Source organism: Sphingobium sp. GW456-12-10-14-TSB1, assembly GCF_059424385.1.
Window position 1 is genome coordinate 57,419 of the sequence record NZ_JBWKZI010000002.1, and the last position, 25,091, is coordinate 82,509.

At 61.9% G+C, this 25,091-nt stretch carries 20 protein-coding genes and 1 pseudogene; 6 read left to right on the top strand and 15 right to left on the bottom strand.

The features are described 5' to 3' along the window. The first annotated feature begins 158 nt into the window (after window positions 1-158). Genes AC07X9_RS17445 through AC07X9_RS17455 form a run of 3 tightly spaced genes read left to right on the top strand, consistent with a single transcriptional unit; the run spans window position 159 to window position 1,711 of the window. A complete protein-coding gene (locus tag AC07X9_RS17445) occupies window positions 159-860 on the top strand; it encodes a hypothetical protein (RefSeq protein ID WP_017183045.1) in 702 nt (233 codons plus the stop codon). Continuing rightward, on the top strand, window positions 860-1,441 hold the full coding sequence (locus AC07X9_RS17450; RefSeq protein ID WP_017183046.1) for a cytochrome c oxidase subunit 3: 582 nt from the start codon (window positions 860-862) through the stop codon (window positions 1,439-1,441). Before AC07X9_RS17445 ends, AC07X9_RS17450 begins: the two co-directional genes overlap by 1 nt. Before the next feature lie 12 nt (window positions 1,442-1,453). Continuing rightward, window positions 1,454-1,711, top strand: coding sequence for a cytochrome C oxidase subunit IV family protein (locus tag AC07X9_RS17455; RefSeq protein ID WP_017183047.1), 258 nt, complete (start codon window positions 1,454-1,456; stop codon window positions 1,709-1,711). A 5-nt stretch (window positions 1,712-1,716) separates the two neighbouring features. Here the strand turns inward: AC07X9_RS17455 and AC07X9_RS17460 are convergent, their stop codons facing one another. From AC07X9_RS17460 to AC07X9_RS17480, 5 genes are read right to left on the bottom strand one after another with little or no spacing between them, the layout of a single operon-like run. Next, on the bottom strand, window positions 1,717-2,166 hold the full coding sequence (locus AC07X9_RS17460) for a nuclear transport factor 2 family protein (RefSeq protein WP_254908161.1): 450 nt from the start codon (window positions 2,164-2,166) through the stop codon (window positions 1,717-1,719). A 31-nt stretch (window positions 2,167-2,197) separates the two neighbouring features. Further along, the gene (locus AC07X9_RS17465) at window positions 2,198-3,004 is read right to left on the bottom strand and encodes an SDR family NAD(P)-dependent oxidoreductase (RefSeq protein WP_017183049.1); all 807 of its coding nucleotides are present in this window, start codon (window positions 3,002-3,004) and stop codon (window positions 2,198-2,200) included. A gap of 49 nt (window positions 3,005-3,053) precedes the next feature. Next, on the bottom strand, window positions 3,054-4,112 hold the full coding sequence (locus AC07X9_RS17470) for a class I SAM-dependent methyltransferase (RefSeq protein ID WP_017183050.1): 1,059 nt from the start codon (window positions 4,110-4,112) through the stop codon (window positions 3,054-3,056). Continuing rightward, window positions 4,105-5,127: an LLM class flavin-dependent oxidoreductase gene (locus AC07X9_RS17475; protein ID WP_017183051.1), complete on the bottom strand. Its 1,023-nt coding sequence runs from the start codon at window positions 5,125-5,127 to the stop codon at window positions 4,105-4,107. The genes AC07X9_RS17470 and AC07X9_RS17475 overlap by 8 nt, the downstream gene beginning before the upstream one ends. Window positions 5,128-5,139: 12 nt before the next feature. Next, complete coding sequence (locus AC07X9_RS17480; protein ID WP_017183052.1) at window positions 5,140-5,637, bottom strand: limonene-1,2-epoxide hydrolase family protein; 498 nt, start codon at window positions 5,635-5,637, stop codon at window positions 5,140-5,142. 97 nt (window positions 5,638-5,734) lie between these two features. On the opposite strand from AC07X9_RS17480, the gene AC07X9_RS17485 reads away from it, so the two are divergent. The 3 genes from AC07X9_RS17485 to AC07X9_RS17495 are packed head-to-tail and all read left to right on the top strand — an operon-like array spanning window position 5,735 to window position 9,616. Then, a complete protein-coding gene (locus tag AC07X9_RS17485; protein ID WP_017183053.1) occupies window positions 5,735-7,111 on the top strand; it encodes a hypothetical protein in 1,377 nt (458 codons plus the stop codon). Between the two features lie 16 nt (window positions 7,112-7,127). After that, entirely contained in the window at window positions 7,128-8,540 is a 1,413-nt protein-coding gene (locus AC07X9_RS17490) for an acyl-CoA reductase (RefSeq protein ID WP_017183054.1), read from the top strand. An 8-nt stretch (window positions 8,541-8,548) separates the two neighbouring features. Further along, entirely contained in the window at window positions 8,549-9,616 is a 1,068-nt protein-coding gene (locus AC07X9_RS17495; RefSeq protein ID WP_254908159.1) for an aldo/keto reductase, read from the top strand. Here AC07X9_RS17495 and AC07X9_RS17500 read toward each other — a convergent pair whose 3' ends face one another. The 10 genes and pseudogenes from AC07X9_RS17500 to AC07X9_RS17545 all read right to left on the bottom strand — a co-directional run bounded on the left by AC07X9_RS17500 (window position 9,617) and on the right by AC07X9_RS17545 (window position 25,051). Further along, complete coding sequence (locus AC07X9_RS17500; RefSeq protein ID WP_017183056.1) at window positions 9,617-11,014, bottom strand: N-acyl-D-amino-acid deacylase family protein; 1,398 nt, start codon at window positions 11,012-11,014, stop codon at window positions 9,617-9,619. It abuts the gene before it with no gap. Window positions 11,015-11,232: 218 nt separating this feature from the next. After that, the gene (locus AC07X9_RS17505; RefSeq protein ID WP_026150064.1) at window positions 11,233-12,276 is read right to left on the bottom strand and encodes an IS110-like element ISShsp1 family transposase; all 1,044 of its coding nucleotides are present in this window, start codon (window positions 12,274-12,276) and stop codon (window positions 11,233-11,235) included. A 79-nt stretch (window positions 12,277-12,355) separates the two neighbouring features. Next, window positions 12,356-12,733, bottom strand: a pseudogene (locus AC07X9_RS17510) (amidohydrolase family protein); the annotation flags it as partial. Between the two features lie 14 nt (window positions 12,734-12,747). Next, window positions 12,748-14,205, bottom strand: coding sequence for an acyl-CoA reductase (locus tag AC07X9_RS17515; protein WP_017183533.1), 1,458 nt, complete (start codon window positions 14,203-14,205; stop codon window positions 12,748-12,750). Window positions 14,206-14,213: 8 nt separating this feature from the next. Beyond that, the gene (locus AC07X9_RS17520; RefSeq protein WP_017183532.1) at window positions 14,214-15,629 is read right to left on the bottom strand and encodes a long-chain-fatty-acid--protein ligase; all 1,416 of its coding nucleotides are present in this window, start codon (window positions 15,627-15,629) and stop codon (window positions 14,214-14,216) included. A 152-nt stretch (window positions 15,630-15,781) separates the two neighbouring features. Then, window positions 15,782-16,669 (bottom strand): helix-turn-helix domain-containing protein, encoded by an 888-nt coding sequence (locus tag AC07X9_RS17525; protein ID WP_017183531.1) that lies wholly within the window; start codon window positions 16,667-16,669, stop codon window positions 15,782-15,784. A gap of 84 nt (window positions 16,670-16,753) precedes the next feature. Then, entirely contained in the window at window positions 16,754-18,133 is a 1,380-nt protein-coding gene (locus tag AC07X9_RS17530; RefSeq protein WP_017183530.1) for a spinster family MFS transporter, read from the bottom strand. A gap of 301 nt (window positions 18,134-18,434) precedes the next feature. Continuing rightward, a complete protein-coding gene (locus AC07X9_RS17535) occupies window positions 18,435-20,858 on the bottom strand; it encodes a TonB-dependent receptor (protein ID WP_017183529.1) in 2,424 nt (807 codons plus the stop codon). Between the two features lie 283 nt (window positions 20,859-21,141). Then, entirely contained in the window at window positions 21,142-22,557 is a 1,416-nt protein-coding gene (locus tag AC07X9_RS17540) for a phosphotransferase (protein ID WP_017183528.1), read from the bottom strand. Window positions 22,558-22,675: 118 nt separating this feature from the next. Next, window positions 22,676-25,051, bottom strand: coding sequence for a TonB-dependent receptor (locus AC07X9_RS17545; protein ID WP_037514753.1), 2,376 nt, complete (start codon window positions 25,049-25,051; stop codon window positions 22,676-22,678). Between the last annotated feature and the right edge of the window lie 40 nt (window positions 25,052-25,091).

Below are 25,091 nucleotides of genomic sequence, written 5' to 3' on the forward strand. Positions count from 1 at the left end.
TCCGATGCTTCTATGCCGCCGAATTCGCCGACGGTCGTCGCGGACTATTGCTCTTGTGCAGGCGCAACCGCCGTCAGGAACCCTATCCATGGGCGGGTGGCCCTGGCGCGATCGCTCCACACTCTCCGCTCGTACAAGAAAGTGGAGGGGGAGAGCGCATGACGACCAAGAGCATGACGATGAAGCTATGTACCTATATGGGCGCAATAGCCGGGACGATGATGTTTGTTGGCATATGGCCGGTCGCGCACATGTTCCCGCCGCTCGACCCGTCCATGCCGGCCGCAGAGGCGGCAGCTTATTATCGCAGCCACCAGATCGGCATATTGGCGGGGGCCATCCTGATCGCCTCTTCTTCCGTGCTCTTTTTCCCCTTCCTCGCCGCGATCGCCACCTTCATGAAGAAGATCGAAGGGCCGATTGCGCCCTTGACCTGGGCCTTCGTGATGGTCGTGGCCTTCGGCTTCGTTACCCTGTTCTTCGCCGGGTTGATCTTCACGGCGGCCGCCTATCGGCTCGACCGGCCGGACGCCGTCGTCAGCGCGCTGAGCGATATCGCCTTCCTGCTGTTCGTTATGCCCGCCGTACCTGCCTTCGTGCAGAAGCTGCTGACCGGCTTTGTCATTCTGGGGGATCGCCGCGCGCAACCCATCCTGCCGCGCTGGCTAGGCTATATGAACCTGTGGACCGGCGTGCTGCTGCTGCCCGGACTGGCGATCGGCCTGTTCAAGACCGGACCTTTCGCCTGGAATGGCGCCCTGGCCTTCTGGTTGCCCGCCGTCGTGTTCGGCATCTGGTTCAACCTGATGATTGTCGCCATGCTCGGCGCGATCAAGCGCGACGCGCTGGGTGGCGAATAATGGCGGCATCGCAAGCGGTTGCCTCGTCTCCGCGCGGCCATGTGCCGGGCGAGGAAGGCGTATGGGTGTTCATCGGCGGCGACCTCATCGTCTTTGCCGTCTTCTTCGTCACCTATGCGCTCGCCCGGCAGCAGGAACTGGCGCTATTCGAAAGTGCGCAGGCGCTGCTCGACCGGCGCCTCGGCCTGCTCAACACGCTGCTGTTGTTGACCAGCAGCCTGTTCGTAGCACAGGCCGTCGCGGCCGTCCGCCGGGGCGACGGCAGGGCGCGCCGGTTGCTGCTGGGCGCGATCCTGCTCGGCAGCGGCTTCGTGATCGTCAAGGCCTTCGAATATTCGGCCAAGATCGCGCAGGGCTTCACGCTCAACAGCAACAGTTTTTCGATCTATTATTATATGTTTACCGGCATCCATCTAGTGCATGTGCTGATCGGGCTGGGCGTGCTGTGCTTCACCTTGGCGCGCTTCGACCGGGCCGGGCGGATGCAGGGGGGCGTCGCCCTGATCGAGGGGAGCGGCGCCTTCTGGCATCTGGTGGACCTGCTCTGGATCATCCTCTTCGCCCTCCTCTACCTGCTCTAGGAAAGCTGTTTCATGGCCATGATCTGGCGTAGCCGCATCACATGGGTCTGGGCGATGCTGATCGCCGCAACCTTTCTGTCATTCGAAACGATGGCGTTGGGCAATGCCTTTCTGCTTCGCTCCGTCATCCTCGTCATCGCCTTCACGAAAGTTCTGCTCGTCGGCCGCGAGTTTATGGAGTTGCGGCACGCGCCGCGCTGGCTGCTCTGGGGATTCCAGAGCTGGGCGATCCTGACCTGCCTGGTCCTGATCGCCCTGTTTCGCACCTGACGCGATCAGGCCGGCACTTCCGTCCCGCCTGCCGCGGCCTCGTCAATGCCCATCTTGCGCGTGAGGTCAGCCATATCGAGATATTCGCGCCAACGCGAAATCAGCCCGGCGTCGTCAAACTCATAGATGGCGACCATTTGGTGCGGACAGGGCCGTCCCATGATGATGGCGGTATCGGACCGCTCCTGCATCACCATCCGGTCGTTGGAGAGGATGTTCACCTCATTGCACTTGTTGTTCGTGGCGAAGGCCATTTGCCGCTCGATCTCGGCGCGCAATGCCGTCTTGCCCTTCACCACGGGACCGCCGGGAACCCAGAGCTGCCAATCGGCATCTTCCGCCATCATTGACAGGATCTTCTCGACGTCGGGCCTGCTGGCATCGCTGCCATCGCCCCAGGCATCGCAAAATTCCCGTACCTTCCGTTCCAGTTCCGCGCTCATCATCCTCTCCATTTTCTGATTTCATCCTGGCTCATTTTGCCGTTCATCCGTGGGACAAGGCCCGCGTGACGCTGATGAACGGCACGGTGCAGCTCTGACCGCCATCCACCGGATACAGCATGCCGTTGACGTAGCGGGACTCGTCGGACGCGAGGAACAGCGCCATGGCGGCAATGTCTTCCGGCTCCCCAATAAATGGCGTGTTGAGCACCTCCAGAAACAGCCGATCCATCTCGGGCGTGGACCATTGCAGCTTGGCAGGCGTCTGCGTCGGACCGGGTAGTATCGCATTGCTGCGGATGCCCCGTTTGCCGTAGGTGGCGGCGATCGCCTGCACGAACCAGTTGAGCGCAGCTTTGGACGATCCATAGCTATAGGCTGTGATATCCCCGCCCATGGAACTGCCCGATGAAGTGGAGATGATCGACCCCGCGCCGCGCTCCAGCATGTGCGGAATCGCGAGTTTGCTCGCCAGAACGGCACCCAATACATTCACCCTCAAATTGGCGAGGAAGATGTCGGGATCGAAGGCCAGGAAATCCATGTCGCGAATGGCGTGGTCCTGATTGACGTACAAGGCGTTGTTGAAGAGCACGTCGATGCGGCCGAAATCCGCGATCGTCTGGCTGACCATCTTTTCCAGATCGCCCTGTTCGCCGACATCGACGGTCATCGCGCGCGCGGATCCGCCGGCGTCGACGACGGCCTGCGCGGTTGCCTCGGCAGCTTCGGCGCGAATGTCCGCGACGATCACCGTCGCGCCTTCCCGCGCGAACATCAACGCGCTGGCGCGTCCGATGCCGCTCCCGCTGCCGGTGATGATGCAAATCTTGTTGGCAAGGCGGGTCATTCTGCTTCCTCTCGCTTGTTAATTCATGATCGGCTGCTGCACGTTGGCATCAGCGCAGATCACGCTTCCTGATCGACAGGATCAGGATAAAGGCACGGCTGCGCTGAGGATCGGCCTCGACACGGGTCGCGACCCGCTGCACCAGACTGGCCAACAACGCGTCCCGGTCGCGGGACGCATCGACCCGCGTCAGGAAGTTGGGGCCGTTGGCCGCGCCCATCATGGCTGCCCACAGCCGCCCCAGTTCGGCCGCATCGCCAGATCGCTGATAAGCATCCCAATAGGGATCAGGGGACGGGATCGCGGCGAGATGCTCCAGTTCCAGTTCGGGCACCAGGCCGGCATCGAAAGGCGCTCGTATCTGATCGAGTGAACGCCCCGCCGACGGCGCAGTCATCCTTAGCGTCTCATCGGCGCTGAGTAGTCCTTCGCCCTCCATGTCGACGATCGATTGCCAGAAATTTCCGGCCATCCATTCGAAGCCGTGGCTGTCGGGCCCCCTGCCCATGAACTGACAGATCAGGCGTCCTCCCGGCCGCAATTCGACAGCGCGCGCCTTCAGGAAGGCCAACCAATCCTTCGCCAGCACGGCCTCGACGGCGGCACGCGCCTGTGCGGACCGACTGAAAATCGCCCAGCCATGATCCGCGACATCGACCGGATTGCAGCTCATCCAGTGCAGCGCGTTGGAGGACCAGCCCAGGTCGACGCTGCCGGGCGGCAATATCGCATCGAAATAGGATCGGCCGATCGCGGATGGAAAGACACCCTGTCGGCCGTTCAGATAGCTCGCCGGATCCCGGTCCAGCAGGCCGAACAGCGAGGTGAAATCATTCGAGGGCAGATCCGTATGCACGACCTGCACCGGTCTCTGCGCGTCGTGCGCGCGAACCAGATCGATAGCTGTCGCCATCGGCGCCATCGAATTGCGTCCTTGCGACGCGCCATAATCGACAATGCTGACGGGACCGACAGAACCGACCCCAATGGCCCGCGCCGCCGCCTCCAGCAGTGGAAGCGCGGATTGCAGATTGGCCTGTTGCAGGCCCGAATGGCGGTTGTATAGCCCGTCCCCCGCCATGGCCGCGACAGCAGCGGGATCAGCCATAGAATGTCTCCGCGATGCGCTGCGTGTAGATCGCGCTTTTTTCGGGCGACAGGCCATAATGGGGGATCACCGGCGTAATCGCGTCGGCCAGGGCGGCGCGCCGCGCGACCCGGCTGCGCACCTCATCAACCGTTCCAACCACGGCGATGCTTTCCACCATCTCGTCGGAGCATGCCGCCGCCATACCCGCCATGTCGCCCTGCGCGAAGGCGGCCTGGATCGCCGATGCCTCGCGGCCGAAACCGATTTCCTCGAAATAGCGCAGATATTGGGGTGACTGGCTGTAATAGGCCACGGTCCCTCGGCAATCCTCAATCGCCTCGCGCTTGTCGTCGGAAATCGCCGTAAATATCGAAATGTTGAGCGAGAAGTCCTTGCGTGCCCGCCCGACCCGATCCAGCCCGGCCTTGATCTGGGCGGCCACTTCCCGCTCGATCCAGGCATCGTTCCACAGCGGGTGCCCGAGCAGCCCGTCGGCAATTTCCGCCGCCTGCGCGCAGGCCTTCTGGAACACCGCCGGCAGGACGATGGGAATGTCGCCGCGCACCGGCTTATGCAGCAGGCGGAAGTGCGAGAGGTCGAGGCGGTGATAGTCGCCCGCCAGTTCTGTGAGCTCCCCCGTATGCCCGCGCGCGACAATGGCGCGGATCATGCCCACGATCTCGCGCATATGGGCGAGCGGCTTGCCATAGGCGCTGCCGAACGATCCCTCGATCTGGCTCTGCGCGCTGGATCCCAGCCCCAGCACCACCCGGCCGTTGCTGATGAGGTCCAGGTCGATGGCGCTGCACGCGGTTTCCAGCGGGCTGCGCACGAACGCCAGCGCGATGCCGGTCCCCAGCTTGATGCGCTGCGTGGCCGGGGCGACGGCGGCCAATGTCGTGAAGGGCGCGCCGAACATCTGGGGCGCCCACACCCCTTCCACGCCCGCCGCTTCGTAGCTCTGCGCCAGCGCCGACAGATCGGCGCCCGGCATCGGGACGATCTGCGCCCAGACAGCCTTGCGATCGGTCATCCCCATTCCCCTTCAAAAGCCGCTTGTGTCGAAATAGTCGCGCCAGGCGACGATATGGGGGCCGTCCATTTCCAGCGCGCCCATCAGCCGCAGCGAGAGCATTTCCTGCCCGTCCGGCCCGTAGAAAATATCGCTGCGCTCGGTCAGGACGACATGGCCCGCGGCCGCTGCATGATGGATCACGACCTCGCAGCGTTCGAAAGGAATCCGGCCCAGAAAGCCCTCGACGAACTGCTTCGCCTCATCGAACCCGACAGTCGTCGCCACGCCGACATTTTCCCAACGCGTATCCGCCGTAAACCGGCGCTCCATGGCGGACAGCATGTCGTCGCGCGAGCCGCCGCTTTCCCGAAAAAACGCCAATGCTTCGTCCAGTGGACCGGGCATGTCACCCCCCTGCTTCTCTGTTGCGCGGGCATCATGGCGCGGGGCGGTCCCCTTCTGCCCTGCCGAAAGATAGCCATTGGATTTTGATGGAGGGATCGGCACGCCATCGGGCGGAAAGGTCATTCTGAGAATAGTATGTCCTCCCCATAACAGTGAATCGAGCGGCCAAATATCGGGCGTCGCCTATACTTCGCGGCAAAGCTGAGAGGAGTTTTCATTGATGAGCGCCGTCGACGAACTGATAGCCCTTGCCCGATCACCGGATCCGTTCCGGAATGCCCCGGACAATCTGGCCGAACTGCAACTGGAAGCGGCGCGGGAGCGCTTCGCGGAGCGCCGCCAGCAGATCAGGGTGCTCGACAAGCGGGCGAAGGAAGCTGGCGTCGACAGCATCGACAGCCTGGCCGACCTCGTCCCGCTCCTGTTCGCCCACACCAACTATAAGAGCTATCCCGAAGCGTTCGTCGACAACGGCCAGTGGAAGCATATGAACATATGGCTCGGTACGCTGAGCAGCCATGCCACCGACAATATCGACGTTGCGGACGTGCGCGACATCGACGAATGGCTGGATCGCGCCAGGGCAGCGGGCCACCATGTCTTCGCGTCGAGTGGGACGTCGGGCAAATCCTCCTTCCTCAACCAGTCGACGCAGGACCGCGACCTGTTGCTCGCCGCTTGTCTGGCGGCGGCCGACCTGTCGACGCCGGCCTATGTCCCCGATCATAGCCGTTCGGTCTTCACCATGATGCCGCCGCGCGGCACCCACAAGATGATCGACTTCTGCAACGTCCATTTCCCGCGCTGGGCGGCGCCGGGCGAATTTCATCGCCTGAGCGACTATCCGATGCGCGCCTTCGACGCCATGCGTCCCGCGCAGCTGCGCCGCCTGCTCGCGGCCGGCAGGGTCGGTCCCGGCGAGGTCGCCGCCTACGAGGCGGAGGTCGAAGCCCGCCAGCAGGCGCGGGCAGGCGAGTTCGACGCATGGATGGACCTGCTTGTCAGCCGCCGGGATCGCCCGCTCTATATCGGCGTCATGTATGGCGTCGCCTGGCAGATCGTGCACGCCCTGCGCGCGCGCGGGATTAAGGATGGCGATTTCCACCCCGACACGCTGATGAGCTTTGGCGGCGGCACCAAGGGGGCAGCGGTCCCAGCCGACTATAAGGAACAGATTATGGGATTTTTCGGCGTCACGCCGGACCGCATAACCAGTTCCTATGCGATGGTCGAAATGAGCGGCTTCTGCGCCAAGATCCAGCCGACCGAATCCTATGCGGTGCCGCCCTGGATCATTCCCCTCATCCTCGACAAGCCGGGCGAAACGCTGCTGGGCACGACCAAGGATGCGGGCCGGGTCGAAGGCCGCATGGCGTTCTTCGACATATTGGCGGACGGCCGGTGGGGCGGCATCATCTCCGGCGACAAGGTGCAGGTGGAATTCGGGTCCGGCCTGGAAGGCGTGAAGACGCCGGTCGTCCATGCCATCGCCCGCTACGCCGATCTGGAAGAGGGGGAGGACAAGCTCAGCTGCGCTGGATCGATCGATTCCTATGTGCGCGGATCGATCACCGCACCGCAGCCGGTCGCGGCCTGAACGACAGGAGGCAGACATGCTGCATGAAATCATCGCCGACAATGATCGGCTGCTCGTTCCCCATGTGATCAAGGGCGCGGTTCAACTCGACGCCGCCGTGGAGCACCGGTCGCGGGCCAGCGGCTCGACGGTCATGACCCCGTCGATCGATCTGGACTCGCTGATCTGGCCGCGAAGTCAGCCCGGTCCCGCCTTCGACACGCCGCTTGCGGAGATCGTGGATTTTCTCGTCGAGGTCGGCAAGGCGCTCGATTTCGACCGGAATATCCATCTTCAGGAGGCCGCCGCCTATAATCTGCGCTGTAACAGCCTGGGAGCGCGCATCCTTGAGAATTGCTACCGCGACATCGCCTGGTTCTTCGCCCGCGACGCGGTCGAGGCGGAGGCTGAACAGTCGCTGGGATCGCTTGACCTGCTGGATGGATGGGGGCGACGCGACATTCAGGGCACGGCCTTCGACATCCGCGCCTTCCCGCCGCGCATGGTGCATGTTCTGGCCGGCAACGCCCCGATCGTGCCGCCGGTCACGATCGTCCGAGGGGCGATCAGCAAGGGCGTCCACCTGCTGAAAATGCCGTCCAACGACATGTTCACCGCGACCGCCCTTTTGCGGACTATGGCCGATGTCGGCCCCAACCATCCGGTGACGCGGTCCTTTTCCGCCGCTTACTGGCGCGGCGGGGATGCCAGCATCGAAAATCACATCCTGCGCTCGCAATATTTCGACAAGCTCGCCGTCTGGGGCGGCGAGGCGGCGGTGCGCCATGCCATGCAATATGCCGCGCCGGGCTTCGAGATCATGTCCTTCGATCCGAAGGTGTCCATCTCGCTGATCGGTCGCGAAGCCTTTGACGGCATCCCCCTCGCGACCGTCGCCGAAAGAAGCGCGGCCGACATCATCGCCTTCAACCAGGATGCGTGCAGTTGCGCTCGCTTCCAGTTCATCGAGGGATCGGACGATCAGGTCGACCGCTATTGCGAAGCGCTGGTGGAGGCGATGGGCCAGGACATCCGCTATGGCGCGGGACCCGACGGCCCGCTGCCCCCCGCCATGCTGATCGAGGAACTGAACATGCTGGGCAATCTGGAGCCCATCTATCGCCTGTTCGGGCGGCCCGACGGCCGGGGCATGGTTATCCGCTCCAGCGAACCGGTGTCGTTCAATCCGGGCGGCAAGCTCGTCAATGTCGTCACCGTCGATCGGCTTGCGGACGCGATCCAGCATGTCACCGTCGCGACCCAGTCGGTCGGCGTCTATCCCCCCTCCCGCATCGCCGAGGTGCGCGACGGGCTTGCCTCGGCGGGCGCCCAGCGCATCGTCGGCCTCGGCAACATCAACACCGGAAAATTCGGCGGCCTGCCGCACGATGGGGGATGGCCCGTGCACAAGATGATGCACTGGGTCGTCACGGAAGCAGCGAAAGATTGAACCAGATCATGACACAGACGACTCTTCAGGCGCTGTCGCTCGACAGCTATCGCCTGCTCGGCCGCTCGGGCCTGCGCGTTTCTCCGCTGACGCTCGGAACCATGACCTTTGGCGAAGAATGGGGCGCCGACGAGCAGGAATCCCGCCTTATCTTCGACAGCTATGTCGACCAGGGCGGCAACTTCATCGACACGGCTGGCTATTATGCCGACGGCGCATCGGAGATATTGACGGGCAAGTTCGCGGAGGCGAAGCGCGAACGGCTGGTTCTTTCCACCAAATATTCGCTGACCCGCTCAGTCGGCGATCCCAATGCCGCTGGCAACAGCCGCCGAAACATGGTGCAGACGGTGGAAACGAGCCTCAAGCGGCTGAAGACGGATCGGATCGACCTGTTCTTCCTGCATGTCTGGGACGATATGACGCCTGCGGACGAGATTTTGCGCGCGTTCGACGACTTGGTGCGGCAGGGCAAAATCCTCTATCTTGGCCTGTCGGACACTCCCGCCTGGCAGATGGCCCGGTTGCAGACCCTGGCGGAATTGCGTGGCTGGAGCCAGCTGGTGGCCTTGCAGTCCGAATATAATCTGGTTGAGCGCACGGCCGAGCGCGACCTTATCCCCGCCGCCAAGGCGCTGGGTATCGGCGTCATGCCCTGGTCACCGCTGGCGAGCGGCATGTTGTCGGGCAAATATGCGACGGGTGGCAGCGCCCATGCCGGCGAGGCTGGCGGCCGTGGCTCCCTGCTCGAAGCGGCAGGCCGCCTCGATGCGCGCGTGGTGGCCATTGCGGACGCGGTGAAGGCCGTCGCCGACGAGATGGGCGTCACCTCGGCGCAAGTGGCGATCGCCTGGACCCTTGCCAATCCGGCAGTCGTCTCTCCGCTGCTGGGCGCGCGGACGATGCGGCAATATGAAGACAATGTCGCCGCGCTTGGCGTCAGGCTGGAGCCCGCGCAGCTGGAACGGCTGGACGCGGTAAGTCGCACGCCGCTCGGCTTTCCGCATGATTTCCTCGCCTCACCCTTCATCCGCCATGGGCTGACGGGCGGCACAAACATCCGGCCGCGCGCTTGATCAGGCGGCGCGGATGAGCCTTCCGGGACGCGCGCCGGTATCGGCGCCGTCCCGCCGGGTGATGACCCCGCTGACCATCGTGGCGCGATAACCGGTGGCCTGCTGCGCCAGACGGCGCCCGCCGCCGGGCAGATCATGCACGACATGGGGGGCATGCAAGTGCAGCGCGCCATGATCGATCAGGTTGATGTCGGCCTTCAATCCCGGCTTCAGCCGCCCCCGGTCCCGCAATCCCAGGAAGTCGGCATTGTCCGCGCTCAGCGCCTTGACCGCCGCCGGGATCGTTAGTTGCTCGCCAGCCCGATCGCGGGTCCAATAGGCCAGCATCGTGGTCGGATAGCTGGCATCGCAGATGATGCCATAATGCGCGCCGCCGTCGCCCAGTCCCACGATGCTGTAGGGATCGCGCATCATGGCCAGGGCAGGGTTGAGCGACCTTTCCGCATAGTTGGAAAAGGGCATCAGGATCAGCGCATGGCCATCCTGCTCCAGCATCAGATCATAGACCAGTTCGACCGGGCTGACGCCGCGCTGTCCGGCCAGCGCGGCGATGCTCTGGTCGGGTGACGGCTCATAATCGGGCTCGGCTCCCAGCGGATAGATATTGTCCCATGTCCGCAGCAAGCGATGCAGCGGCGTCGGCGTCTCGTCGGGCTCCTCCGCGATCAGCCGGGCGCGGAAGGCGGGATCGCGCATGATGGCGACCTTTTCCGCCAGCGGCCGGTCGGCGATCGCACGATAGCTTGCACAATGGCTGAACGCGTTGGCCGACGTCGACAACCCGCACATCGCGCCCATCGGCCGGGGGAAAACCTGCGCCAGCACTGGCGCCGCGCCGCTGCGATTATGTTCGGCCAGCGCATCCATGGTGCGCCGCCAGCCCTGCGGATCGGTCGACCATTGGGCGAGCGAATAGGTCAGCGGACGCCCCGACGTGCTGGTCATGCGCTTCATGAGGTCGAGATCGCTGGCCCAGTCGGCGGTATCGAGATTGGGGATCATCTGCAGCACGCCGCGCCCCGCATCCCCGACCGATCGGGCGATCGCCACCAGTTCGTCGCTGTCCGCTTGAAAGGACGGGATGAACGCCCCGTCACCGCGCCGGTGCACCAGCGAACGGGATGTGGCAAAGCCAAGCGCCCCGGCCGCCATCCCCTCCGCCACCAGTTGCGCCATCCGCGCCACATCCGCCGCCGTCGCCGGCTCGCGATCCAGCCCGCGCTGGCCCATCGCATAGACCCGCAGGGGGGAATGGGGAATATAGGCGCCGACGTCGGCGTCCCATGCGCGCGCTTCCAGGGATTTCAGATAGTCTGGGAAGCTCTCCCAGTTCCATATGTGGACGGCTCCCTCTTGCAAGGGCTGAACGGAAAATTTGATCGGATCGCTTGCTTCCATATGTCCGGCCTTTCGGTGCGGTCGCACGTGACCGCTGGCCAAGATGGTTTCCGCGGTGTGTGTTCCCAACAAGGCAGCGGCCTGTGATGGCCATTGGAACTGACGGAGTGTCACACGCCTCGGATCGATCGATCGCACCATCTGCTCTCTTCATGCAAGATCACGGATCAGCTCAGTACGATAGCATTGATATTTTGCTCATCGTCCCTGGCTAATTCTTATGCTGCTACCGCAGTTAGCGCGGGCGGCGCGACGCACTGGTATCGCTCGCCGCTCACCATGAGTTTCCACGCGACACGTGCGGCTTTGTTAGCAACGGCAACCGCAACGAGCTTAGGCGATTTTCGTGCAATCAAGCCGATAAGCCACGGTGTTAGATTCCTGCCTCGCCCATTGCGGGCGTGCTGAACGACTGCGGTGGCTCCGACCACGAGCGTGCTTCTGAGAAGCTCATCACCAGCGCGAGTGATAACGCCGTGTCTTGTCTTGCCGGCGGTCGAGTGATCTTTGGGGGTCAGGCCCATCCATGCCGCAAAATCCCGACCGGATTTGAATAGATGCGGATCGGGCGTTTTCATCATGAGCAAGGTCGCGCCGATAGGCCCAACGCCGGGAATTTTGGCCAGTCGCTGACTACATTCGTCGTTGCGATGCCATTCCATCAGCTTCGCGTCGATCCGTTCGATCTCGCACTGGAGCTGCGCATATTCCTTTCCCTGCAGCGCAAAAAGTTCGCGCGCCAATTCGGGTATCGTTTCATCTTCCGCGATGCACTCGAGAAGCGGTACGACGCGACATGCACCCGTCGCCGCGGTGATGCCGAACTCCGCGCCATACCCTCGTATAGCGTTGACGAGCTGGGTGCGCTTCTGAATAAGCCTTTCGCGCACCCCGACCAACATGAGCGCGGCCTGTTGTTCTGCAGTCTTTACCGGAACGAAGCGCATTGTTGGGCGGCTCACCGCTTCGCAGAGAGCTTCGGCATCCGCAGCGTCGTTCTTGCCGCGCTTGACGTAGGGCTTCGCTAATTGCGGCGCGATCAACCTTACATCATGCCCGAGCGATCCGAGAAGACGAGCCCAATGATGTGAACTGCCGCATGCCTCGATAGCGACGAGGGTGGGTGGCAGCTTTTCGAAAAACCGAATCATCTCTCGGCGCGTCAACTTCTTGCGCAGCACTGGCTTCTCCGCTGCATCGACGCCATGCAGTTGAAAAACGTTCTTTGACGTATCCATGCCTATGCGGGTAATTTGCTCCACGGGCGGCTCCCTTGATTGAGTCTTGCAACGCACTCACTCTGGCACATTGCGATGCCGTTGGGAGCCGTCCACCCCAACAGGGCAGACCCTTGGCCATCACCGCTTCGGGAATGTCCTCCACCCCCTCCATGACGTTGACCAGCGCCTCGCGGTCCTCCGGCCGGCACGGCGCGAAGCCGACACCGCAATTGCCGATAACGACGGTGGTGACGCCATGGTCGGTGGACGGCACCAGACTGTCCGTCCATGTGACCTGTCCGTCATAATGGGTATGAACATCGACGAAGCCGGGCGTGACGAGGAGGCCGCGGGCGTCGATCTCCTCTCGCCCCCGCCCGACGTCAACGCCGATCCTCGCGATACGTCCATCAACGATGGCGATGTCCGCCTCGAACGGATCGCCGCCCTGCCCGTCGACGATCGTGCCGCCCCGGATCACCAGATCAGCTTTCACCATGTCCGTCGCTCCTCTCAGCCTGCCAGCGCAGCCAGCATCTCGCCCGATGCCTGCTCTTCCGTGACCCACTTCACCATGCGGCGGACCGGCTCGATCGCGTCCTGCCTTTCCATATTATGCTGCATAGTCGCAGCCCCGCCCAGCGATACGATCCGCTGCGCGCCCTGAAAGGCGAGGCGGTCGCGCAGCTCGTCCTTGAGACTTTCGGGAAAGATGCCGATCGTCTGGGTATAGGCGTTGACCGCGCTGACGGCCGTTTCCCGGCTGTCGATCGGCACGATATTGCCCACCCGGCATGCGAGCGTGCGGGAAAAATCGACCGGATATTCTTCCTGGCTCACGATCACCGCGCCTTCGTTGGCGCGGCCGCCGAAGATGCGATAATCCTCGTCGTTGAGGCGGATGCCGTCGATCTCGGCCTTGAGCGCACCGTCAAACGCCTTGTGCGGCGTGCTCAGATGATCGGGCAGGCGCTGGAGCGCGTCGAAGGTCATTTGCCCCAGCCGATTGGCACGCTCCAGCCCGGCCTCGTCCGTGCCGCATTCGACATAGATGACGCGCGCGGACACGCAGCCTTCCTGATTTTGCGCGCCGATGTCGAGCGCCAGACGGCGCGCCACTTGCCCCAGCGTCTCCTCATCGGCGAAGGCTTCGCGACCAATGATCGTTCCCGACAGCTTGGGATCCTGGGTGATGAGGTCGATGCCTGGTTGCAGATAGCGCGTGATATGCTTGACCGAATCGAACCCGCCCCAGGCAACGATCTTCTCGACGCCGCGCGGATCGTAGATCGCCGACTCCACCTGATCGTCGCCGCCTTTCCAATAGGCGACGGAGACATGTTTCGACAGCGGATGGTCGGGGTCCATCTCGACCATGGTGCGCACGAGCGCAGAGGCCGTCAGCGGATCGTTGGATGGCAGCTTGATGATCGCATCGGACCGGGTCAGCGCATTGCGGATCACCGTCAGGATCGACACGATCGGTGCATTGCCGGCGATGACATGCACGGTCCGCGCACCGAAGGCGCGCGTGCGGGCGGTGAGGCCGGAAAATCTGCCAGCCCCCTGATCCACCCAGCCTTCCAGATATTCGACGCCGCAGGAGCGTTCCATCATCCGCCGCATTTCGGTCCGATCGAAAGCCGCGCCGATATGTTGGAAATGGACGCGCAATATGCTCTCCGACAGACCGGAGGTCAGGCAGGACAGGCGAAACGCCTCCTGCAAATGCCGGTTCTGACCGAAATCGAGCCGCTGTCCCAAAGCAACGAGGAAATCGAGTATCTCCTCAAAGCTCAGTGCATAGAGATCGGCCATGGCCGAAGGCGTGCGCAAGGGCAGGTGCGCGACATGCCTGGCGATGTCCGGCGCCGAAAAGCTGACACCGCCCCGGCGGCCGCCATAATCGATGTCGGCATCATCGATAATCTGGCCTCGGATGATCAGGGGCACGCGGAATGGATCAGTCATGGCTCTACTCACATCGACAGTTCGGCAAGAAATTCGATAGCGCGGTCGTGCGCTTCGGGAGCGCCGGCGCAGACGATGCGGTCGTCGCCGCCTTCCTTCTCGCTGTAGCGGCGTACCGGCGGAATGACGTGCGGCCCGGTGCGGCCGCAGGCGCAGGGCTTTTCCCAGCCCGCCAGCGTAATCTCATCCCCCGTCACCAGCCCGGCCCAATAGGTGTTGGGCATCAGGTCGAACGAGGCGAAGCGGCCGGTCAGGCCGTCCTTGCGGGGCAAGGGCTTGCCCGTCGCCGGGTCGAGGAGGAACGGGATCTGGATCGGCGGGATGTGATAATGGCCATGCTCGCACATCATCGACAGACCCATCTGTTCGGATGTGGCGTACATTTCATAGATGGTATCGAAACCCAGAAACTCGAGCACGCGCTCGCGCCAGTCGTCGGGCAGTTCCTTGCCCTTCTTGCCACCGCCGGTCAGGAGCACGCTGCCCTTGCCGAAGACGTTCTTGAGGCCGCGCTTCAGCCCCTCCTCCGCCCAGTCGTAGAGGATCGCCCACATCGCCGTCACATAGACGTCGCGCCCACCGAAGCGTCGCTGCGCCTCGCTGAAGAAATGCTTGAGATCGTCGGGCCGACGCCGCTCCAGCTCCAGCAGCGCCTCCCGCCGTTCCAGCAGGACCGGCGGAATGTCGATCATGCCCGCCTCACCCCGCGCCTCTGCCGCGCGAAGACGGCCGCCCAGTGACGCGATGTCGGCGCTGAACCGGGCATTGGGATAGAGGAACAAGGTGTTTTCCTCGCCCTTGGCATAGAGATCGACCTGGATGCCGTTGCCGCGCTGCATCGCGGCCGCGCCATAACGATAGCCCGGAATGATGATCGGCATCCCGTCCTTCACAATGTCCCGACCCCGGTCCGGCCACCAGTCGCGGATGATGACCCCGGAATGGACGATCGTCTCGCGCCACTGCTTCTTGCTGCGGGGGACGAAGCTCAGCTTACCTGTGGTGCCCGACGTATGCTGGATGGTCAGGTCTGTTTCCGCGTCGAGCAGGTCGATCCAGTCGTCGATCGTCTCGATACCGCTGGCATCGACATGAGAAATGTCGCTGGTCGTCAGGCCAGCGAGCCATTTGGTGAGCTTGTCGAAGCGGCTGCGCTCCAGATAGCTGATCGGATAGGATTTGTAGACGGTGTGCGGAAACAGAAGCGGCGCCAGATCGTCGATCGTCTCGATGGTCTCGATGCCCTGCTCCCGCGCCAGCTTGTCCAGCACCGACAGGCCCGGCCGCAATTCGGCAAAGCGCTTGCGCGCGCCTTCCAAATGCAGCCTGTCGATCTCCTCGCGGCTGAGCGTGAAAGCCTGCGCATAGGGCGCGTCATGGAAACTGGTGGGATCGGCGATCAGTCGATCGAGATAGCTGGTCATGGAGAAAATCCGCCTTTCTGTCGGGGACGGATTGTGGCGACGGCGGGGCGCTCCCCGCAATGCCGATGCCTACCGCCGGAGCGCCCAAACATCGCCAAGGGGACATGATGCAACAGATGGGTTGAGGATGGAGTATTAGTTGAGAGGCGGGCTCAACGCGATGCGCCACGGTCTTCGCGATATTCGCGTGGCGTCATGCCGGTCGCCTTGCGGAAGGCTGCCGAGAAAGCGGCGGCGCTCTGGAAGCCGCATTTGCCGGCGATTACCTTGATCATCGCCTCGTCGCGGACAAGCAGGTCTTGCGCACGCGCGATCCGGCGGCTGGCGATATAATCGGTCAGGGTTATGCCGGTGGTGGCCCGGAAAGTCCGAATCAAGTGGCGCGGGCTGGTACGAATTTCGGCGGCCAGATCGGCTACCGAAAGCATCTCGGCCAGATCGGCCTCTATCTTATCCTTGATGCGACGCAAACGCCAGCCGGGCATCTGTCCATGTGCGCTACGATCATCATATGGGGCTTGGCCAAAATGCCGGCACAGTTCGACGACGAGCATCAGCGCCATACTTTCGAGCAATATATCCTGCCCAAAGCCCGGGTTGCGCAATTCCTCCACCAAACGGGCAAGCCCCTGACGCACCCGACCGATCTTAACATCCTGACATGCAGCCAGATCGGCGACGCTGTCATCCTCGAACAGTTGCATCGCCCGGTCGTTTTCAAATGTCAGACACAGCAGGCTGTGTTCGCCCGGTTCGCTGAGGGTCGCAAATGCGCCACCCTTGGGCAGGAAGACTACATCGCCTGGCGGGTCTGCCAGTTCGCGTTCGCTGTTGAAGAAACGAGCAGTGGGGCAGCGCGGCCCGATGGAAAAATCCAGATAGTAAGAATCGGGTTGAAAAACCGATCGGCTGCTCTGGGTCCATCCGAAGTGACGGATATCGGCGAAAATGCCATTCGCATGGAACCGCCGTTCCACATGGAAATGCGACGCAGTGTGCGGGGCACAAAGCGGCAGACCAAGATCGGCTTCATGTCGCATCCTCAACCTCCTCGCCATCGATCAAATCTTGGCTCGATCCTGAAGCGCAGGACCATTATTTCCCTGTCGATCGCGAATGGCAAGTCAGTGCCGATCATGATCGTGCACGTCCGCGACTACCCATCGGCTCGCCCATGCAAACAGACCGGCGGCCAGTATGAAGAAGCAGGATCCCAGGCTGAGCGACAGGCGCAGCCCCTGCGCGCTTGCCGCCTCGCAGGCCGCGACTGCCTGCTTGGCGCACTCGGCAAGGCTGATGCCTGCCGACACCCGCGCGCTTTCCCCAAATATGTCGCTGGCAAGGCCGATCAGCGGCGGACCCAATCCATAGCCTAATAGGGAACTTGTGGCGATAATCACGGCGGAGGCCATGGCGCGCATATGCGGGGGCGCCACATCCTGCCCGTGCGCATACATGGCAGGCATGTAGAAATGCTGCCCCATGGATCCGAGCACCATCAACGCCACCGCAAGGCCGACTGTCGGAATCTGAAAAGCGAAGGCATATAGCGCCCCACACCAGAGCAAGCCGAAGGAGGGCAGCCAGGCCTTGATTCGCGGGTAGCGACGCGCGCCCAGGTCCATCATCGGACCGCCCAGCAGCGTGAAGACGATGCCGACGCCACCGATCACCAACCCCATCAATGCCGAAGCATTGGCCAGGGACAGACCATGTCCGCGCATCAGAAAGGATACCATATATTGTTGATTGGCATAGCTGCCGATCCCGGCGACGCCCCCCGCGACGGCCACCAGGGCGAAGCTGCGCCGGGCCAGCAGCTGGCGGCCGGTGTCGATGAATGACGCGCTATGGTGCGGTCGGGGCTCGCTCCGCGGCGGTTCCGGTACGGTGGCGCGGAACAGTAGAGCCATGACGATGCCTGCCATCCCGCAGATGAGGAAAGCCGTGCGCCACCCATAAGCGGCGATCAGAGCGCCCCCGCCCACCGCTGCGACGATGGCGCCGAAGGGGCCAGCGACCGCGAAGATGGCGATGGCGGTCGTTCGCCGTTGCGCGGGGAATGCGTCAGAGATCAGAGAATGCGAGGTCGGCGTGCATCCCGCTTCGCCAATGCTGACGGCGGCGCGCCCGACGAGCATCTGGACGAAATTGGCCGCAATTCCGCAAAAGGCCGTCATTGCACTCCAGAATGTCAGCGACATGGCGATGATCCCGACCCGGCGACCGCGGTCAGCCGCGCGCGCGATCGGGAAACTGAAGACCGTGTAGAGTATGGCGAAGGCGGGTCCGCCAATCAGGCCCAGCTGAAAATCGCTGAGATGGAGGTCGACCTTGATCATTTCCTGGGCGACCGAGAAGAGCAGTCGATCAATATAATTGAGGCAATTGAGCAGAAACAGCGCCACAATTGTCCACGATAACAGTGATCGCCTGCCGGCGGAAAGCGATGCGTTTTCCGCCATCGGTTGCGGACCTGCATCCACCATTGACGGATTGCGCATCACTCATCCTATTTCATCTTTATCGACTGTAATGAAGGTTATGCCAACACCGCACCCTATGCCTGCGCCACGACCATCGCCGGGACGACAGATGTCGCGCCGGAGACATATTCCTTCCCATATGGCTCCCCGTCGGTTCCCCGGATATTGCGCGAAACACAGGCAAAGGGGGATTTACGATGATCGCAGTCCGCGCGCCCGCCATGTCGATCTGCGGGCCGCCGCTTGGCACAGTCGCGCCACGCAGGCCGATCAGATCCATGGGTGAAGTGGACGACGCCACATCACCCATGCCCCTATGTCAGAAGCGATAGGAAACCGTTGCGCCCCATGTGCGCGGCGCTGCGGTAAAGCCGATCGCGGTGCCGAAGGTGCCATAACCGTTGAATATGGCGTTATAATATTTTGCCTGCGTCAGGTTGCGGCCCCAAAGGGTGAACTCCATTCCGCCGTCGAGCTTGAAATTCAGGCTTCCGTTCAGCACCCCATAGGCCTTGAGCCGACTGAAGCTGTTCTGCGTATTGATGAAGCTGATAGCCGCCGCACGCTCCGCCGCATCGTTCACGCCATCATTGAGCGCCGGTGTCGTCAAATCCGCAGTGGCATAGTCCTGGTAAACGGCGGAAGTGTAGGCATAGTCGGCATGCAGCGCAATTTCGCCCCCTTTGACCGGGAAGCGCTGCGTCGCGCCGATGTTCCAGGTCCAGCGCGGCGCGCGCGGAACGACCTCCCCGCTACGATCCACCGTACCGCCCAGGCCCGCCGCAGTGAATGATCCCGCAGCATATTTCGCCTTAAGCCAGGACAGGGCGCCGCTTAATTCCATGCCCTGCCACGGAATGAGCGTGCCTTCAAATTCCAGACCATAGGCTTTCACATCGCCTGCGTTCTGAACGAACTGGGTCAGATTACCGCCGACCAAGGCATTGACGACATTCTGGGCGCCGTTGCGCCAAATGTAGAATCCAGCGAAATTAGTCCGCAGATGCCGATCGAAAAAGTCGCCCTTGAAGCCGATCTCGGCATCCTTCACCTTTTCCGGAGCAAAGGAACTCGCATCGGGCGGGGTCGGACGCGAATTGAGACCGCCCGCCAGTGCGGCGCCCCCGGTCTTTACATAGATGAGCTTACCGTCTCCCAGCTCGTAGTCGATGCTGGCGAGCCAGGCGGGATAATCAAATTTGGCCGTCACCGGATCCGTGCAATCCGGACCGGGGGCGACCAGATTTGCATTGGCACCCACGGCGCATAGCCCCGTAGGGGGCAGCGTGATCAGCCGGCCGTTGGAGACGAACGAACCGGAAAAGCCCGGGATCCCTCCAATATAGCCCATGCGATTAATCGAACGCTTGTCCCAGGTATAGCGGAAACCGCCGGTCACGCGCAGCCGTTCGGTCAGGCTGTAGTTGACTTGGGCAAACAAGGCCTTCGATTCCGACTTGTATGTGGCAAGGTTGGTATTGGCCGGGGCCAGGTTGAAACCGAAGTCGGTATCCTGGAACACGAGCGACTGGGACTGCTCATCGCCCGTTTCCTTAAAATAGAAAGCGCCGAGAATGAATTCCAGTTTCCCCAGGTTACCGGAAAATTGCAGTTCCTGGCTACGCTGCTTTTGCGAATAGTCGCTCGCATAAGATGCGATCTTGGCAGGCGTACCGTCAAGATCAGTACCATCCCCGGTATCGGCCGCGCGATAGGCCGTTATCGATTTGATCTTAACGTCGCCCAGATCATATTCGATGGTCGCACGGACACCCCACGTCTTGTTATAATTATATGGCGTATCGATGTTGGCGTTGCCCGTGTTTGGATCATTATATGTTCTGTAGAATTGACTCTTGGTCTGGAGGAAGCTGGCAATGTCGAACTGGCGGGAATATAGCGCCAGCGCCGGTCCGGTCGGGTTGATACCGCGCAGAGCGACATTATTGTACGTATCCCTGATATTGGCATAGTCGGCCGACAGAGAGACGGTCATCGGGATCGCAGCCGGTTCCCAGTTCAGCGTGGCACGGCCCGCGATGTCGTGATCGATACGGGCCGCATCGACCCCTCTTATCGGGTTGTTCCCAAAACCCTTGCCCCTCTCGCCATAGCGGCCAGCCAGGCGCAAGGACAATTCATCGCCCGAAATCGGCAAGGTCAGCGCGGATTCAATGGACCAGCTTTCATAGTTACCGATACGTCCGGTGACGTAGCCGCCAAAATTTCCGTCCGGCTGCACAGTTGTCATGTTGAGGGCGCCACCCGTCGTGTTGCGTCCGAACAAGGTTCCCTGGGTTCCGCGCAAGACTTCGACCGAAGCCAGGTCAAGAAGCCCGAGATTCCCGGCGATTGGCCGCCCATAATAGACGCCATCGACATAGATGCCGACCGCCGGATCGGAAAATGAGTTAGGGCTATTCTGCGCGTTGCCACGGATGGCGAGATATATGAGCGATGCGTTGCCGGTGCCACCGGATTGCACCGACAAACCCGGCGCCGCCCGGCCCACATCCGCCACTTCAACAATCTGCCGTTCAAGCAGCGCAGTCGGATCGAGCGCCGTGACGGCAACGGGAACTGTCTGAAGATTTTCCGACGTGCGGCGAGCCGTCACGATGATGTCGCGCACACCGCTATTGTCATCACCGCTCGCACTTTGCTCGACCACTTCTGCCGCGTGGCTCACGCCTGCACCACCCACACCCATAACCGTGCCGGCCATCAGAATTGCGCGGAACATTTTAACCATTTCATCCCCTCCACTATTAATATTATTAAATAACGGGATTCAATTACGGTATTTATTATTATTTTTATGCATTTATATTAAGGCAACAAGAAAGAAATATTATATAATTATATTACATCACCGATCCAAGGCCGCAAAGCTGATCTTGAAAACTAGGATCAGTGCGATATCAGGCAGTATGTTAAGTGACTTCCTGTTTGGCCGTCACCGGTTATTCCACCCTCTGAATTTTATCGTTTCATACGCAGAAGACACATACCGTCGGATAGGTATCCTAACCCAGAGGCCCACGCACTTCCCCCCGGGACAAGGGTTCCATGGGCACCAGAACAAGATGATCGGCAGGCGCATCGGGACCTGCGATCACTAGGCATTGTCGCAGCATCCGCCGATGAAAGAAACGCGTCAGGGCGGCATAGTCGGCAGGCGTGCTCTTTTCGATGAAGCGCATCAATGCGGCCTCACCCGCGGCGGCATCCGCATAGCCCGTACCCAGCAGCGCCTCGATGTCCTTGCCATCCTCTTCCCGCAGCCAATCGCGATAGCGCAGCTGGTTCCGCAGATAGTGAGGGATCGAGGCAAGGATATTACGTTGCCAGCCCTGTAGCGATCCGCTTTCCGGCAGACGTTCGATCTCCGCCTGCAATTTATCAAGTGCCAGATCATTCTGGTCGACGGCGGCGGGCGGCGGAAGCGCAATGTCGTCGAGCGTCACGCCCAATATCTCGGCCAACGCCTCCATGCACCGCCGTCCGATCATCGACACCTGTACCGCCGCCTCGACCCAATCGCCGCCGCGCCCCTTTTCGTGCATCCCGAACAGGGGGCCGTAAATGGCTTCGGCGAGGAAGGACACGGTGTGATAGGCGATCGCGTCAAAATAGAGCGGTACGCCAATCGCCGTTTCATAGTGACGAAACAGAGCGGCGACGTCGCCCATATTCTCAATCGGGTGGCGCCCCCGGAAGCACGCGAGATCGCGCATGGGATCGCCTAGATGACCGATTTCCACATCCAATATGCCGGTAACCTGGGCACCGTCCGAAAGGAACTGGCCGCAATCGCCCGTGACGAAGGAGATGGATTCCCGATGTCGGGGATAGTTTTGGCGCAGCCATCGCGCGCAAAATTCCAGCAGCGGATCGGTGATGCCCTGCTCGACCGTCATGGCATGAAAGCGTTCAAAATTATGCAGGGCGATCTCGCGCGCACCCTGCGGCAAATGGGCTCCGCCTTCGATGAAAGCCTGACTGGGCAGGCTGTGGATGTCAGCCAATATCTCCATATAGCGCAGCGATGCGGCCCACCGATCCTCGGTCATCACCGACGCGCTTTCGATCGCCTCCTGGACCAGGCCGGGATCCCGGCCGCCTTCTATCCACTCCATCACGATGGTGTTGGGTTGGTCGCACATGCCCAATATGGCGGGAATGGGAATGCCATTTTCATGCAGTGCGCGCTGCATGCGCATTTCATACACAAGCGGATAGGGATGGGTCGGCCAGGTGCGGTCGCCCTTGAGCAGAAAGTCGCGCTTCACACCATTTTGCTGCGCGCTGGCGCGCCAGACCGGGCGCCAGCGCCGCTGTTTTTCGAGCACGACTTCAGAACAACCCAGGACATTCTCGAGCCATCGGCTGAGCTGTTCGCGGCTTTCGGCCTGATCCTGATCGGCTTCGGTCTGCGCCATCGACGGTCCTCTCTATCGTCTTTTTCTGCCCATTATGGCCGGTGCGTCATCCGCCTTTTATGGACCGGGCGGCCGTTGCGGAAAGATCGGGCTGACGCACCGCTTTTAGTCCCTGCCCTCAATCGCCAAACCGATAGCGAACCTCCACGCCATAGGTTCTCGGCGCGCCGTAGAATCCACTGAATATCCCGAGCGCCGCCGATCCGACATTGCTAGACGCCAGATACTTCTTGTCGAACAGATTGCGCACGAAAAAGCTGATGTCGGCATTGCTGCCGCCAACGCCGTTCAGGTCCAGCCGTCCGTTGACCAGGTCATAGGCGGGCAGAACCTGATCAGAGGAGCGGACTTTGCTCGAATGGTAATAGTCCAGGCTGGCTACCGTTTCTGCGAGCGAGAGTGGCACAGGGAGCGTCCAGCGGAGCCCGGCAGTCACCGTCGTCTTCGCGACCAGATTGAACGGCACCTCAAGCGCCGCAAGATAGGATTGCAGGGCGGCGGGCACTGTCAGCGACCGCGACTTCAAGTCGAGGAAGGTCGCCCCCGCGTCGAATGACAATGTAGAAGTCGGTTGGATGCGGGTCGACAGGTCAATGCCCGCGACACGCGTCTTGCCGGCATTGACCAGCAGCGTCCCGCCGCTCGGATCGTTACTGGCGTCGCAATCGCCGTCGGGCGATCTTGGCGGGTTCGTGCCACCGGGAGCGGTCGTACTGCAACTTGCCTGTGTGTTGAGACCCGAAATCGGCACCTGCACATTATTATACCAGCCGACAAAGGGCGACGCGTTGAACTGCAATTCGACGTCACCCATGGTGAAGTCGGAGCGGATACCGACCTCCACGTCCGTCACCTTTTCCGGGGCGAAGGACTGGAATTGCGCCAGCCGCCCGGCCAGCGTCGGGCTGTTAATGCCACCAGCGCGATAGCCCCGGCGCGAGACCGCATAGAGGAATATCGCGTCCGACGCCTTCCAGTCGACGCCCAGTTGCCAGGTCAGCGCCTTTGACGAGGTCTTGTTGACGCTCGAGTTGCGGATCGTTGTCGCCGCGCCCGCGCATTCCTCCGGTGACACGACAGGCTGATTGCTCAGGCCGCCGCCGACGCAGGCCTCGATCTTATCCCAGGTGTGACGTACGCCCAGATTGACGTGCAGGCCGTCGGCGATTTCATAATTGACATTGCCGAACAGCGCCCGGCTCTTTTCACTGTAAAAACTGTAGTTGAAGCGAGCATCAGTAATACCGGGTAGAGTGAAGACCGGAATATAGGTGCCCGACGGCCCAAGCGGCTTGCTGTCCAGGTAGAATGCCCCGACCAGCCAGTCGAGACGATTGCCGAGGGCCGATCCCTTCAATTGCACTTCGTCGCTGATCTGCCGGACGTCGGATGTCTGGCGCCCACCCACGATCGTCACCGGAAGCCCGGCAGGGATCGCGCCGCTTCCATCAGCGATCAAGGTGGGCAGTCCATCGACGCTGGAATAATAATCGATCTTCGTCCGCCGATAACCGAAGATATTGATGAAGGTGATGTCATCGGACAGATCGAACTCCGTCCGGTTGGTGATGCCGAAACGCTCGACCTTTTCGAACGCATCGACGTCCGAATTGATCACGCGCGGTCCCCGCGCGCGCTGCAACGCCAATTGAGCCAGCGCCGCATTGGCCGTGCCCGTCGCCGTCAGCCCGTTGGGACCGGGCAGCACATCCGTCAGCACCGATGCGCCACCGACCGCGTCATTGTGATAATAATCGACAATGAGCGTGTTGCGGAACGTGGCGCTCGGCTCGAACAGGATCGACCCGCGGATCGCGCGGGAATTAAGATCGTCCGGGTCGCCGCCGATGCCGATATTCTTCGTCCAGCCGTCGCGCTTTTGGATCTGACCGGCGATGCGGATGGCCAGCGTGTCGGACGTCAGCGGTATATTGACTGCGGCTTCGAGCAACCGGGCGTCGTAATTGCCGTAGGACGCCTTGGCATATCCTCCCAGCTTATAGTCCGGCGCCGTCGGATAATAGAGGATCGCGCCGCCGGTCGTGTTGCGGCCGAACAACGTCCCTTGCGGCCCCTTGAGCACTTGAACGGACGAAAGATCATAGGTCGGAATGCTGGACCCGACCGTAGGGGACGGCACTTCCGCGAAATAGCTGATGACGCCGGGCGCGCTGTTGCCGGCCAGCGCCTTGGACTGGCCCCGGATCGAGAAATTGGTGTTTTCGCGCCCGCCCGAACCCGCCAGGAACACGCCCGGCGTCTTGACCAGCAAATCCTGCGTATCGCGGATATTGGCCTGCCGCAGCGAATCCGCCCCAAAGGCCACGACCGAAACCGGCGTCTCCTGAATATTCTCGGCGGTGCGGCGCGCGGTTACCACGATGTCGCTGGTGGCGCCCTCTTGCGGGGCGGCGTTGGACGACTGCGCCAATGCCGCTTCTGATGTCGTCAGCAACAGGCCCAATGGCAAAATGAAACCCGATATTCCCCTCATTCTTCTTCTCCCTGATGGTCAAAGGATGACCGTTCTGTTT

Excerpts from the sequence above, each read along its gene's own strand:
- AC07X9_RS17495 (WP_254908159.1), top strand. The coding sequence starts at position 8,549 with ATGACACAGACGACTCTTCAGGCGCTGTCGCTCGACAGCTATCGCCTG.
- AC07X9_RS17465 (WP_017183049.1), bottom strand. The coding sequence starts at position 3,004 with ATGACCCGCCTTGCCAACAAGATTTGCATCATCACCGGCAGCGGGAGC.
- AC07X9_RS17445 (WP_017183045.1), top strand. The coding sequence starts at position 159 with ATGACGACCAAGAGCATGACGATGAAGCTATGTACCTATATGGGCGCA.
- AC07X9_RS17485 (WP_017183053.1), top strand. The coding sequence starts at position 5,735 with ATGAGCGCCGTCGACGAACTGATAGCCCTTGCCCGATCACCGGATCCG.
- AC07X9_RS17545 (WP_037514753.1), bottom strand. The coding sequence starts at position 25,051 with ATGAGGGGAATATCGGGTTTCATTTTGCCATTGGGCCTGTTGCTGACG.
- AC07X9_RS17535 (WP_017183529.1), bottom strand. The coding sequence starts at position 20,858 with ATGTTCCGCGCAATTCTGATGGCCGGCACGGTTATGGGTGTGGGTGGT.
- AC07X9_RS17475 (WP_017183051.1), bottom strand. The coding sequence starts at position 5,127 with ATGACCGATCGCAAGGCTGTCTGGGCGCAGATCGTCCCGATGCCGGGC.
- AC07X9_RS17460 (WP_254908161.1), bottom strand. The coding sequence starts at position 2,166 with ATGGAGAGGATGATGAGCGCGGAACTGGAACGGAAGGTACGGGAATTT.
- AC07X9_RS17450 (WP_017183046.1), top strand. The coding sequence starts at position 860 with ATGGCGGCATCGCAAGCGGTTGCCTCGTCTCCGCGCGGCCATGTGCCG.
- AC07X9_RS17515 (WP_017183533.1), bottom strand. The coding sequence starts at position 14,205 with ATGACTGATCCATTCCGCGTGCCCCTGATCATCCGAGGCCAGATTATC.
- AC07X9_RS17490 (WP_017183054.1), top strand. The coding sequence starts at position 7,128 with ATGCTGCATGAAATCATCGCCGACAATGATCGGCTGCTCGTTCCCCAT.
- AC07X9_RS17500 (WP_017183056.1), bottom strand. The coding sequence starts at position 11,014 with ATGGAAGCAAGCGATCCGATCAAATTTTCCGTTCAGCCCTTGCAAGAG.
- AC07X9_RS17540 (WP_017183528.1), bottom strand. The coding sequence starts at position 22,557 with ATGGCGCAGACCGAAGCCGATCAGGATCAGGCCGAAAGCCGCGAACAG.
- AC07X9_RS17470 (WP_017183050.1), bottom strand. The coding sequence starts at position 4,112 with ATGGCTGATCCCGCTGCTGTCGCGGCCATGGCGGGGGACGGGCTATAC.
- AC07X9_RS17530 (WP_017183530.1), bottom strand. The coding sequence starts at position 18,133 with ATGCGCAATCCGTCAATGGTGGATGCAGGTCCGCAACCGATGGCGGAA.
- AC07X9_RS17520 (WP_017183532.1), bottom strand. The coding sequence starts at position 15,629 with ATGACCAGCTATCTCGATCGACTGATCGCCGATCCCACCAGTTTCCAT.
- AC07X9_RS17455 (WP_017183047.1), top strand. The coding sequence starts at position 1,454 with ATGGCCATGATCTGGCGTAGCCGCATCACATGGGTCTGGGCGATGCTG.
- AC07X9_RS17480 (WP_017183052.1), bottom strand. The coding sequence starts at position 5,637 with ATGACCTTTCCGCCCGATGGCGTGCCGATCCCTCCATCAAAATCCAAT.
- AC07X9_RS17525 (WP_017183531.1), bottom strand. The coding sequence starts at position 16,669 with ATGCGACATGAAGCCGATCTTGGTCTGCCGCTTTGTGCCCCGCACACT.